At 57.5% G+C, this 12,867-nt stretch carries 7 protein-coding genes; 6 read left to right on the top strand and 1 reads right to left on the bottom strand.

Features of this window, described 5'->3' with window-relative positions; all coding sequences use genetic code 11:
- The first annotated feature begins 239 nt into the window (after window positions 1-239).
- From AM590_RS10725 to AM590_RS10750, 6 genes are read left to right on the top strand one after another with little or no spacing between them, the layout of a single operon-like run.
- Entirely contained in the window at window positions 240-1,301 is a 1,062-nt protein-coding gene (locus AM590_RS10725; RefSeq protein ID WP_058827480.1) for a hypothetical protein, read from the top strand.
- 6 nt (window positions 1,302-1,307) lie between these two features.
- Window positions 1,308-2,429, top strand: a complete 1,122-nt coding sequence (locus AM590_RS10730; RefSeq protein ID WP_058827481.1) for a hypothetical protein — start codon at window positions 1,308-1,310, stop codon at window positions 2,427-2,429.
- Complete coding sequence (locus AM590_RS10735) at window positions 2,422-4,629, top strand: VirB4 family type IV secretion system protein (RefSeq protein ID WP_058827482.1); 2,208 nt, start codon at window positions 2,422-2,424, stop codon at window positions 4,627-4,629. Before AM590_RS10730 ends, AM590_RS10735 begins: the two co-directional genes overlap by 8 nt.
- A complete protein-coding gene (locus AM590_RS10740) occupies window positions 4,622-8,437 on the top strand; it encodes an ATP-binding protein (protein ID WP_058827485.1) in 3,816 nt (1,271 codons plus the stop codon). The genes AM590_RS10735 and AM590_RS10740 overlap by 8 nt, the downstream gene beginning before the upstream one ends.
- Window positions 8,434-9,318, top strand: coding sequence for a hypothetical protein (locus tag AM590_RS10745; RefSeq protein WP_058827483.1), 885 nt, complete (start codon window positions 8,434-8,436; stop codon window positions 9,316-9,318). Before AM590_RS10740 ends, AM590_RS10745 begins: the two co-directional genes overlap by 4 nt.
- On the top strand, window positions 9,315-10,826 hold the full coding sequence (locus AM590_RS10750; RefSeq protein WP_058827484.1) for a primase-associated protein: 1,512 nt from the start codon (window positions 9,315-9,317) through the stop codon (window positions 10,824-10,826). Before AM590_RS10745 ends, AM590_RS10750 begins: the two co-directional genes overlap by 4 nt.
- A 250-nt stretch (window positions 10,827-11,076) precedes the next feature.
- On the opposite strand, the gene AM590_RS20480 is transcribed toward AM590_RS10750, so the two are convergent.
- Window positions 11,077-12,330 (bottom strand): hypothetical protein, encoded by a 1,254-nt coding sequence (locus AM590_RS20480; RefSeq protein ID WP_157575452.1) that lies wholly within the window; start codon window positions 12,328-12,330, stop codon window positions 11,077-11,079.
- Between the last annotated feature and the right edge of the window lie 537 nt (window positions 12,331-12,867).

A 12,867-nucleotide genomic window follows, 5' to 3' on the forward strand; every position in this document is an offset into this window, starting at 1 on the left:
GAAGGATCATCTTGCAGGGTCGCTGAGCTCATTCCACCTCAGCATTCACCCTGCTCTTTGGTGTGCTAATCGTTCTATGACACCCTCACTTCGTGTAAAGACGAACAGCAGAGTGGCGAGTTCGAACTCATCCTCGAAACACCAGTAGAGGAGGCTCAGCTAACCAAGAACTACAACATACAGTATTCGGCCTCAACAGAGGCAGACAACTGTGAAATAACGATTAGTGAATCGTAACTATGGTTGATCTAATCGACGTCGTCCTCGAGGGGTTCAAAGAGGTCGTCAACTGGTTGATCGGCCTCTTCATGGAGGGTCTGCAGACCGGATATGATACCCTCACGGAGGAGATGTTTGGAACCCCGACACCACAAACGGATGGGACGTTTGTATTTGGGACACCCTCCAATGCTCCGTGGCCTGCGATACAAGACGCCCTAGTTGGTGGCGAGATTATGCTAATCTCGTTACTCCTGTTGCTGATGTGTGTTCAAGGACGGCACACAATCCGAATTTTCAACATTGGAAGCGCATACGAAGCGAGGCGGACGAAGAAAACCGCCTGGGTCGGAGCCTTCCTCATCATTACGTGGTACTGGGTCAGTATTCTGTGCCTCTACATCGTTGATGGGTTCACAATTGCTCTGATGCCGAGCCTCAGCTCGTTAGGAGATGCGATGCTCAATTTCTTAGAAGTCTCTTTGAGCAATCCAGCACTTGCCTTCGTCTTTGCTCTGGTTGGTGGACTCTCGATGTGGGCACTTGAGGCCCTCTACTACATTCGAGAAATCCTCCTCTACGTGTACGTGTATGGAATGCCGATAGCATTCGCCCTGGGTTATGGGAATATCCCCGTCCTCTCCGATATCTCGATGGGATTCATCAAGCGGTTCGTGCCGCTCGCAGTCCTTCCCCTCCCCGCAGCGGTAGTGTTCAAAGGATACGACCTACTCTACTCCGAAGGCGCGCTTGCCCCCGGTAGCGCATTTCTGAAATACCTCGTAGCCGCGTCACTACCACTGATCGCTCTCTATCTCACTTGGAAGACGTTCAAGTACGCGACTCCGCTGACTGCAAAGGTCGTCGGAGGCGCGACGAAGGGGGCGGCACTCATCGGTGGAGTCGCAGCGGGTGCGTACGTCGGTGGCGCTGGTGTCGCGACGACCGCGGCCCGTTGGGGACCAAAGGCAGCTGCTGGTCACGCTGTCGCGCAGAAGGCCGCAGCTCGAGGAGAGAGTAGTGACGAAGAGAACAGTACGCCGTCGTACCGGCGGACCGAGAACGACCCTGGAATCTACTAAGCACCCATGTCGATGGATCAAGACGCAGCCGCACGGCGCATCATGGACCAGTTCGGCGAAGAGAGTCGAATCCCCTACCTCAACATCGAGGAGGGAGACGTCGGCGTGCTCATCGCCTTCCCGATTATTGGGCTGTTCGTCGCTGGTCTCACCGGAATCGAATCGCTCGCCCTCCCGTTCGTCGCAGGAGGATTCGGGTTTGGCGTTGCCGTCATCTACGTCTCTCCCGACCACCTGAACGCGTGGACGTGGACGAAGGACGTCTATCGCTACGCCAAGCGTCCGCGAGTCACGTTCAGTGCTCCAGAAGAACCCGATACTACCACGAACGAGACAGAGCGAAACGAGGGCGGGCTCGCGAACTACACGCCGTTCAAGCCGGACGAGCGAACGCAGGACCTCACAAACGTCAAGCGGGCGTGGCCCGGTGCTGGAGCGATTCAACGGGCAGACGGAACGATGGAAGCGTTCATCGAGATCGACCCGGGGAATATGGACTTCGCCATGTCCGACGACTGGGCACAGCTCCAGGAGGCCGGGGAAGAGTTCGCCAACAAAGAACTCGACTCGAAGCTCAAACTCCACGCGACAACCCGGTCATTTCCGGTGGAACAGATCACCGAGACGATCGAGGAGCGGCTCAACGACGAGGACGTCAAGCAGAACCCGATCTTCCGGGAACTCCTCGAAGAGTATCGGGAGACGCGTCCCAAGGAGATGCGTGATCGTGGTATCCAGCAGGTCCGCTACTACATCGGCGTCGAGGTCACGCCGCTCGAAGTCTACGACAGATACCGAGACGAAGGTACCCCTGCCGAGAAACTGACGCAGTTCCCCGTCATCGGGTTCCTGTTCAACCCGTTCGTGACCCGCCGTGAGGACCTCACGGATGTCGAGCGACGGGCGCAGATGTTCGAGAAGCTGGACAGCCGCGTCAACGACGTTCGCGCCGAGTTCATCCAGCAAGCCTCTGGCTGGTCTGCTCGTCGGCTCAGTACGGTCGAGCTGTTCGTCCTGAACATGGACTTCTGGAACGGGAGAGAGCACGACTACGACGAAGCAGAGCGTGTTGTTCGCGAGCAACCGATTATCGGCCACTCGCGCCGGGAGGATGAGACCAATGCGTAACGTCGTCCTGCAGGCGGGTGGCGGGCCCCTCACCCAGCTCACAGAGTGGCTGCTGAACCCAACGTCGCCCGAAGGTGCAGCGATTTACCTCCTGTTGGTTGTGGTCCTCGGAGTCGTCGGAAAATTTCTCTGGGACCGTCACACCGCCGACGAGGAACCCGAAGTCGACTTCTCGGACGTCCTCGACGAGGAGACGCTCGAAGAGGGGCACGCAGAGGGACAGCTCCTCGACGACATCTCCGAGTCCCACAAGACGGTGACCGCGCCGGCAGCCATCGAGTGGGAGACACGAGCCGCTCGGGTTGGCGAGCAGTGGACGACTACGCTGTACATCGCTGACTACGCCGACTACCCGAACGACGGGTATCTGAGCGACCTTTTCGAGTTGACCGACGTCGAGTTCGACCTCACAGCGCACATTACCCCGAAGAACCAGCAGCGGGCACGGAACGAACTGCAGGATATTGCTGACGACCTCCAGGTGGACGCGGATCTGGAACAGAGTGTCCGCAGTGCGTACCTCCAAGAGCGTGCGAACGAGGCCGCTGCGACGTACAAGGCCGTCGAGAGTGGGGCGAACGTCTTCGACCAGGGGATGTTCGTCACGGTTCGTGCCGACGACAAGGATGACCTCAGGGACTCAGTCCAGAAGGTCAAGAGTGCGCTCCGCGACGACCCCGCAAACCTCACGCCGAAGACTGCGATCTGTCGGCAGGACCTCGCACTACAGTCGGCCGCACCCATCGGAGACAACGTATTCGGGCGCGAGTCCATCGCCCTCGGTGGGGCCGTCGGCGCACTCCTTTCGTCGCCGCATAACGCGACCATCCTCGAAGAAGGCGGAGTCGAGTTCGGTATCCACAAGGACAACCAGAGTCCCGTCGTCATCGACCCGTTCGCCCGTGACAACGGGTACGCGATGTTCACCGTTGGCGATACTGGGTCTGGGAAGTCGTTCGGTTCGAAGCAGAACTTCATCCGCTCTATCGAGCAGAGTAAGGACCGCATCGGCATCATCCTCGAACCGCTCAACAACTGGGCAGGCGTCTCCGAAGCACTCGGAGCGAAGCGCATCACCGTCGGTGGGACACTCGGGCTGAATCCCCTGGAGATTCGCCAGACGCCCGACCACGTCCAGCGAGCGATGGGCGAGGACGCGAGCCCGTTCAACGAGAAGCTCGACGACGCCATGAGCTTCCTGACGAACTTCTTCGCACTGCGCGGCATCTCGCTCGGTGACCGTCGGACGACGCTCGAACTCGGCCTCAAGCGCGCCTACAAACGCAACGACATCACCGACGACATCTCGACGCACAGCAACCCCAGCCCGACCATCCGGGACATGATGGACGTCTTCGAGGACATGGTCGATGACCCCGAGTCGTTCGTCGTCCGTTCGGATGAAGAGGCCGGGAAGATCCGCGAAGACGCGACGTGGCTTCTCGACCAGCTTCGTCCCTTCGAGGAGGAGGGTCGCCACGCCAATCTCGGCAAGTCCTCGGAGTTCGACATCCGTGATGAGAAGGTCATCTACCTCGACCTTGCACAACAGGAGGGCAGCGTCGACAGCAGCACGGCGCTGACGATGCAGTTGCTCATCTCGCTCGTGTACGAGCGGGCGAAGGAGACTGACAAGGAGGTCGTGTTCGTCATCGACGAGGCCCGGTACATCATGCAGGACGCCGCGAGTCTGGCGTTCCTCGAGACGGTGTTCCGCCATCACCGCCATCACGACCTCTCGATTCGTCTCGTCACGCAGACCGTCGACGAGTTCTTCGAGCACGCCGAATCCGAGGCCATCCTCGATCAGTGTGCCGTCAAGCAATTCCATCGCCTAGACGGGATGGACGACCAGTGGGCCGACGAGTTCGGCCTGAATTACGCCCAGATGCGCTACGTGCAGGACGCAGTCCCCGGGAACGAGGACGCAGGTTTCTCCGAGGCGCTCGTCGGCGTCGACGGCGAGTGGCGCGGCATCAAGGTCGAGGCGATGCCCAAGGAGAAGCAAGTCATCGACTTCGAGCCGACCGAGCAGGTACGGTCTTCACTCCCTGGCGCTGGCGAGGAGGCAGTCGATACGGACGTACAGCAGTTCCGTGAGGAGCTGGAACAGCAGGCCACGAACGGACAGTCGAAAGAAGCCGAACCCGCCTCTGCGAAACCAGATGGCGGGGCGATGGAGGGAGAGGACGATGCGTGAATATCTCCGAGTCACGCCGACATCCGAAGAGCTTGAACCCGAGGGAATCCCTCGAGTCCTCGAAAGCCTGCACAAACTGACGACGGCAGAGTCGACGGGACTCGCGCAGAAGCTGAACCCACTCCACAGTAAGACACCGCCCCGGTTCGAGTTTCTCGCACTGAGTGAGGGAGCGGACGACCCTGTCGAGTTCTTCTACGGCGTCGACGAACACCTCGATACACTGGAAAAACGGCTCCGTTCGATCTACCCCGAGACGTTCGACATCGAGCGCGTCCACGTCGACGTCGCCGCTCGGCTCATCCAACCAGTCGAATTCACACGATCCGAGTTCATCGAACACTACGAATCAGGGCATCTGCAGTACGAATTCAGCCCCGACGAGCAGTACGAACTTGACAGTGAGGACCGTGACCAAGACCAAGCGGCGGCGACTGAAGCCTCCCCGTTTGCAAATGGTGGTGCCACACTCGATGCATCCCCTGGTCACTTCGTCGAGGTCGGTGAGACCGCCCTCAAGCTCGCACCACCGAGCGCAATCCCGGACGAGAAGCCACTGACGACGCTCGAAAAGCCAACCGAGACGGATGAGGGAACGATTCTCGCTCGGCCCACCATCGACGCCGTCTCGCCAGTTGGCGTGCGCTGGTCTGGTTCAGCCACCCGGAAGAAAGACTGGATGACGTCGTTGACGCCCTTCGCCGCTGGCGATGGCGACGACGGGTTAGTGGCTGTCGACCAGCCCGGTGCGACACTGGCGTCACTAGTGGACCACCTGATGGAGGCAGCCTCACCCGTGGCGTTTCAGGTCGTGTTCCAGCGACGGGCGAGCTGGCAGTCCGACGCAGAGGTCAGAAAAGAGGATCTCATCGACGGACGGGACACCTTCTTCCAGGAGGTCGTGGGCTCTTTCCTCGAGGTCGAAGACCAGCGGAGCGATCACGGCGAGAAACAGCTCAGTGAGTCAGTCGCCAAGCGCATCGAGTACATCGATGCGAAGAACCCTAAGCGGTCGTACACTGCCAACATCAGGGCAATCGGTGTTCCGACCGACGACGAATCGCACGACGAACTCGCGGCCCAGATGAACTCACTTCGGCCCGTGTTCGACCCGGTTGACGGCCCCTATTACGAAGTCGAGGGAGAACGGCTCCGTGCTGGTGGCTTCCGAGAAAAGACGAAGGAGAAGAACGCACGGACTGCCTTCCGGCGGCTACTTGACCGAGAGATTACGACCGGGCGAGGCAAGACTCGGCCTGATTTCGTCCTCAGTGGAACGGAGCTCGCGAACTTCGTCTTGGTTCCTTCCTCCGAGCAACTCACAGTAGAAGGGACACGCGGAACCCGCGCTGAACAGCAAAGCCGGAACCCGCTTCCGTGGCCCAATCCGGACCTGGTTCAACAGCTTCAGGAGGGGATGGCGATTGGGTATGCGCTCGATGAGAACGGAGCTCCCCAACCGGACCCGATTCGGATTCCGCCCAAGCTCCTGACGACGCACTACGGCCGGTTCGCATCGACCGGCGGCGGGAAATCGAAGGCAATCATCAACGACGCACTATCCCTCCGTGAGACGACCGGCGGCCCCGTCGTGGTCGTCGATCCGAAAGGCGACGGGATGTGTGCCAACTACCTTCGCTGCCACTACGAACGCTTCAACGGGTTGGACGACGTCTACCAGTTTCGCGTCCCGGAGACTGTCCCCGCGTTCTCCTTCTTCGACATCCGGCCTGCGCTCGAAGCCGGGCGAAACCGCGAGGACGCCATTCAGGACAAGGTCGACCACTTCCACGACATCCTGCGGATGATTATGGGTCGCGAGCAGTACGGGCAGGCGTTCGTCGCCAACGAGATTCTGAGTTACCTCATCAAGGCTCTCTTCGACGAGGAGTACGGGAGCGACGTTTTCGGCCTGGACGACCTCTTCGCGGCAGCCCTCCAGATGCAGCGAGAGCGGACTGTTCCGCCGGTTTCGGCGGCCAACAGGAACGTCGAGGAGTCGCTGACGCGGCACTTCGCGAAGGACGACCACCGGTTCCAGGTGTCGATGGACGCCGTCGGGAACCGCCTCGATAAGCTCAGAGAGGACGCACACCTGCGACGGATCTTCAGCCACGTTCCGGAGCAAGACGATACCGGAGAGTACGTCGACAACCGATTCGACTTCCGCGAGTTCCTCGACGAAGATGCCACGATCCTGTTCGACTTGGGGAACCTCCGTCCGGAGGCACAGCGAGCGATCACACTCCTCCTGTTGAGTAACCTCTGGGACGCAGTGCAGGTGCGTCGACGTGACGGGAACACGGACTACGAGAATCTCACCAACCTCATCATCGAGGAGGCGGCCCCCGTCGCATCAACGAAACTCGTTTCCGAGCAGCTGCTTCCACAGGGGCGGTCGTTCGGTCTGAGCATGGGACTGGTGATGCAGTTCCCCGGCCAGGTCCGAAATCGGAGCGAACGCGCCTACGACGAGGTCCTCAACAACATCAAGACGAAGCTCATCGGGAACATCTCCATCGAGCGCGATCTCGCAGAGTCACTGGCCCACGAAGACTTGAGCCCGACCGACCTCAGAAATCGGATCAACACACTCCCCAGCGGAGAGTGGATCGCACAACTGCCGAGTCCGTCATTCGGGGAGACGGGGCCAGCCCCGTTCTCAGTGAAGCCGCTCCCGATAGCAGCCGGCCATCCAGAGAGCGACGAGCCGCTCTCTGTCGAACAGGAGGACCACTTCGAGACCGTGGCCCTCCCACGGCTTTCGGAGCGAACACAGGCCCGATATGGGCTTGCAGAGACTACCACCGAATCGGAGACAGCCAAAGACGAGGGCTGGGGAAGTAGACCGAACGACGAAGGTTCGACATCCGTAGACTCGACTAGCCCTACGGACTCGGCGCAGTCGTCGTTCATCGGACAGGCAACCAGTGGTTCGGCGGCCGATGAAGAGAAGAAAGAGAAAAACGCGGACACCACCTCGCTATTTGGAGATTCCGGGGCAACTGAGCCGGAAGAACCAGTCAGTGAAGAAGTGGAGCCAGATGTCGAAGAGAATGAGTCGTCACCAGTACAGGCAGGTGGTGTAACCGTTCCAGATGACGAACTCCAGCGGCGCGAGCTCACGCACGACGACATCCGATTCCTAACCCGCATCCTCGACGTGATGAATGGTGACGCACCAAATCACAGACTCTTGGATTCAATGAGTTCGTTCAAGAGCGACTTTGAAGATCTGGATGTGCAACGGCTCGTCGAGCAAGACCTGCTGGAGGAAGGACGAGCGTGCGGTCGGAAGTACTACACCGTTCTCCCGGCAGGGCGTGAGCTCCTCGGTCAGAAGCTCAAGGTCGGTCCTGGTCAAGGGGACATCGGTGAAAAGACACCGCACAAGGTCGGTGTGAAGCTGCTCGAACTGTGGTTAGCCTCCCGCGACGACGTCGCACAGGTCGAGCCGTACTACGAGTACGATGAAGAGACGGTGTTCGACGTTGTCGGTCTCGATGTTGACGGGGAACTCGTGTGGGTCGGTGAAGCCGAACTCGCGAGTAACAACAAACACGCGCCGGTCGACGACTACGACAAGCAGAGCACGGTGGACGCGAACGCTGTCTGGGCGTTCAACAGACGCGAGACGGCCGTCGAGGTGCTGGACCGTCTCGCAGAAGCCGACCGGATAGAAAGCAGCGTGAGCGGGCGTGCAGCCCGGTCGTTCTCGGACATTCGAGAGGCCGTTGAATCGTTCGATGCGGCTGGGCTGACGACGATTCGGAGCTTCAACAAACTCGACCAGGAATTCAACACATGACGTGGCGCCACGCAACCCGCGAAGAGATCTATAGGTACTACACGGAGGAGTTCTCCTCGTACGTCGACGAACTCCCGTCGTTCATCACCGCAAAGGGGCCGAAACAGTACGCACTCGCGTTTCAGGATCCCCACCCGGTACGGAAAGACGGAGTCCCAGACAAGGACTTCATCCGTCGAGATACGTGGCAGACGAACGTCTCAGGCGACCGAACAACGGCAGTGTTCCACGACTTCGACGACGTCCTCGAGTTCATCCGCCATCCAGCGCGGAACGACCCACTTGGGCGGAGCGACTTCGCGCTCGCCGATCCTGATCTGCTTGACAAACCAGACCCGCGTCCTGATGCCGTCTACTACGCCCTCGATCACTGGGAACGACCGTGGGTGCTCCTCATCGATATCGACGCGAAAACGATAGCCCGAGAGCGAGCAGCACAAGCTGCCTCGGATGAGGATGCTACGGAAGACAGCGAAGAACTGCTCGATTCCGCGGGTATTCTCGACGCAGAACCAGTAGGTTACCCGTATGCCTTCGAGGATATCGAACGGGCCATCGGGTACGGCTTTGAGGTGCGAGATATTTTCGAGGACGACTTCAACGCCGAGGAGACGATGGTAGTGTACAGCGGCCAGGGCGTTCACGTCTACCTCCTTGACACCGATCCAGCCCATCGGTACGACGCCAAGAGTCGGGAAGTGCTGAACGACCTTCTGCAAGACACCTACGAGATTCCCATCGATCCAGTGGTTACCGCCGATCGGCGTCGGGTTGCCCGGCTCCCTTACTCGTTGCACGCTGACGTCTGTAGTATCGTCACGCCCATCGAGAGCCCAACCTTCGACATCCGATCTTCGACACCAGAGGTGGTCAAGGAATGACTCAGTCGACGCCTGTCGAGGACGAGAGCACCGCCTATCGCGTTGCGACGCTCCCGCTCGAATACGGCACGACCCGCATCAACCAGCTGTTCACGCGGGGCTACAATCGCTACATCGTCGACGGCGAAGAGCAACCAGAAGATTTGTTGAATGATCTCGAGCGATTCGGGACGGCGGCGTTCAAAGAAGACGTCAGGGCCAACGCCGCAGAGGAACCCTTCGTCGACGAGCCCGGAACGCTCGCCGTTCTTGCGACGTTGAGTGCTATCTGCGTCAAGGCACACCCGAAGTTCGAACACGCCCCACCGCGAAAGGTGCAGGTCCTCTACGATATTCGCGAGCTCTACGTCAACAATCTCGCCTCCCTCCTTCGAGAATTCGGTGATGGGAGTCTCCAACAGGATATCGCAGAGGTGCTGTACGCGAAAGAGCCCGGAGAGGACGGACCACACCCCGGTCGCGTTTGTACTGGGATCAAAGAGATGCCTGAGTTCGGTGACGGATTGTATCTCGAAATCCCGATGGCCGCAGCATCGAGGAAGTGCCTTGTTCACGCCGAAACTGAGACCGGAGAAATCGGGGAACTGCTCACTCGCGTCGAGAACAACTGCCTCTATGTGCCCGTCGGTGATTTCGACACGAAGTATCGCGAGTACGCCAGACGTGCGTTCAAGAAGCTCCTGCGGGTCCAGGAGGAGAACCTCTCTGAAGACCAGCTGACGTGGCTAACGACGAATGAGTCAGCCATCACAGAGCGTATCGACCGCTTCATCGAGACGGGACACCACGAACGGATCTGGCGAGATTGGAACCCCGGTGAACGGACCATCCGTGTGCTCAGAGACGCGATTCGAGACGCTCCAGACGAGGTCGTCTCACTGGGAGAGTTCCACTCGGCGAAGGAGCTGTTTGAAGCAGTGGAGTCCTACGACCCGGAAGCGAGCTGGAAGCGAGACGTGTGTAATCGCATCTCGAGTCCTCGAAGTCTCGGAAACCTTCTCGCATCTCAGCGCGACCACCGGAGTCTGGCCATTCGAGAGCACGGAAATACGAACCACTATCGGATTCAGGAGTCTTCGCGTGGCGTCCAGCCCCTCGACGTCGAGACAATCGAGGATCTGTTCGAACTCCCCTGTATGGCGAATATGGCCGAGCGCCTCCACGAGAAGAAACCAGTCCGAAAGGACCTGTACAACTTCGCCCGGATGGTGATGTGGCTTCCCCAGTACCAGGATAGTGACCTCGAGACGATTGTCGCAGACCTCAAGGACGTCTTCTCGCGATGGCCTTGGTACGACGAGCAAGTCACCGATTACCAGATTCGCTACGAGTTCTCGAACACCATTGGAGGCGACACCCCGCTTCCGATGAACTGTGACAACGACGATATGCAGCGGTACTGCATCGGCCAGGAGCAGTGCCCATACTCAATCTGGGGGAGCCTTCCCTTCCCGAATGAGATGTACGACCGGTTAGATGAGAGTGGGTTTGCGGGCGGAGAATTTTAGCCCAGTTAGAAACTATTAGGATGTAATCAAAGCGACCTTGTCAAGACCAATATTCGAGGAAGCTCTGTAGAAATCACTCTGAAGACAGGGCGAGTATGTAGCATAGCAATCTAGGAATCGTGCTTGCTCGGAGTGTTAGGTGTCGTGCTGTAATTTGCCAAAAAAGCTATCGTAAATTCATGAAGATCAACTTCAGGAGCCACAAGCGGACGAGGGTCCAAACGATAGCATGTTTGGGTAACTTCGTGGTCTATTCTTCAAACTCCTTCATCCGATCATTCTTGTACTCAACGGGGAAATTTGATGAAGTCCCATTTCGGGTTACACAGACTCCTTGGAACTCGTCATGACCGTATTCACTTAGATCTACGTCAGGCTTGTCGGTCGAATACCGATATCCTTCCACCACCGCCCCACCACGTTTCATCATCAATAAAACTAGATCAGTGACTGGCCAGTCCTCTTGTTGTGACTGCTTGAGCATTTTGCGATGTTCATTATTCAGGTATTCCATTGTTTCTTGATAGTTATCCTGTCCTGCAAACACAGCATCATAATCGTGTGTTTCTGACCTTGATGTCAAGTTAGAACTGGAAGGAACAATCTCCACGTCAGAATCTTCATCACTTCCGTATGTAACTCCAATATCATCAAGAATACGCTCTAATTTGTCTCGCTGCTCTTCTCCAGCGTTTGGAGCCAATATAATCCGATTCGTCATCCAGACCGTAGCCATTGGGAAAAATCGATGTGTTTCTCCGACATCCGGCATCTCTGCTACCAGAGTGCCATCAGGATTGGCCTGAAGCATCCTAGCGCTATCGAAGGAATTGATAAGCAACCGAAATTCCTTCTCGTAATCGTAATCTTTCCGTTTGAAGAAGTTAACCGCCGCTTGATATGCCGCAGGCTGGAGGATACCCTCTTTCTCCCGATCTTGGTATCTCACTGCTCCAACTCGAATGTCACTCCCTTGGGCCCCGATGTGTACATTCCAGATCGGTGTCTCTTCTTTAGAAGAATCTTGGAAGTTTCTAATAGCAGGTTCTCTAGGAATTGCACGAACAAACTGACGAACCGTGGTTTCAAACGCAACTCCTGCTTTCAACTCATCATCATTAATATACTCATCCCACATCTCTGTAGGTTCGTCCATCCCTAGCCGCCAACAGTTTGCAAAATGCTTGTGCCGAACTATTCGATGGAAATCCCGGAGCGAGTCCTCAAACCGCTCGTCTGAAACAAGTTCCTCCCCTTCTCGTTTGCGTCCACGGCTACTAACGGCAGCAAGCCCGCCACGAAGAGAACCACTGTACCCTGGCTCTCCAATAAGCCCCTCATTTTTGTCATCAAAATTAGTTAGGTGGTTGCAATATAGTCCCTTTTCAAAATAGTTCTTGATATAGCGTTCCTCCAGGTCTTGGTATCTACGGATCACCATTCTCCCAGAGGGAATGTGGTTATATTCGGAGACGAGATGCCCCGACATCCATCCTTTGGCCATTATGCAGATGTCTAACCACTCACGGAAATGATTTCTGACAGCGTTTCAGCAGAGTCCTCAAGGCAAGATCTGGAATTAGAATTCCTGTTGAAGGTCGTAGAAAATTGACTCTAGGAAATTCTCTCCTTCGAACTGCAAGTAGAGTACCTGTGTCAGGAACAGATATTTAGCTAAATTTGACGTGGTATGACGAAATGGCTGTTTCTAGCCGTCTCGGCGTGCTACTTGTGGCCCTCAGCGGGGCTACCCTCTTGTTCGTGGACGGCTTCCAATCTGCACCCAGACTCTGGTACGCGATCGGAGGTGTCGTCGCCGGGACAGCATTGGTTGTATATACGGCGATATCGCCGTCTTCCCGTCGTGAAATACCAATCCCCTACCCAACACCATCTCCGAACACGCATGCCGACTCCACGGCGGGGTCAACGATAGCTCAGACTGGTCCAGGGGCTGTGTTGAATCGCCATACGGCGTAGGTTTTCACTGTTTCACGGCACGCTTGATGTTGTAAACGACACACATCAGGGCAATCTCACG

Origin of the sequence: Haloferax sp. Q22 (assembly GCF_001482285.1) — an archaeon.
Taxonomy (GTDB): Archaea; Halobacteriota; Halobacteria; order Halobacteriales; family Haloferacaceae; genus Haloferax.

Excerpts from the sequence above, each read along its gene's own strand:
- AM590_RS10725 (WP_058827480.1), top strand. The coding sequence starts at position 240 with ATGGTTGATCTAATCGACGTCGTCCTCGAGGGGTTCAAAGAGGTCGTC.
- AM590_RS10730 (WP_058827481.1), top strand. The coding sequence starts at position 1,308 with ATGTCGATGGATCAAGACGCAGCCGCACGGCGCATCATGGACCAGTTC.
- AM590_RS10735 (WP_058827482.1), top strand. The coding sequence starts at position 2,422 with ATGCGTAACGTCGTCCTGCAGGCGGGTGGCGGGCCCCTCACCCAGCTC.
- AM590_RS10740 (WP_058827485.1), top strand. The coding sequence starts at position 4,622 with ATGCGTGAATATCTCCGAGTCACGCCGACATCCGAAGAGCTTGAACCC.
- AM590_RS10745 (WP_058827483.1), top strand. The coding sequence starts at position 8,434 with ATGACGTGGCGCCACGCAACCCGCGAAGAGATCTATAGGTACTACACG.
- AM590_RS10750 (WP_058827484.1), top strand. The coding sequence starts at position 9,315 with ATGACTCAGTCGACGCCTGTCGAGGACGAGAGCACCGCCTATCGCGTT.
- AM590_RS20480 (WP_157575452.1), bottom strand. The coding sequence starts at position 12,330 with ATGGCCAAAGGATGGATGTCGGGGCATCTCGTCTCCGAATATAACCAC.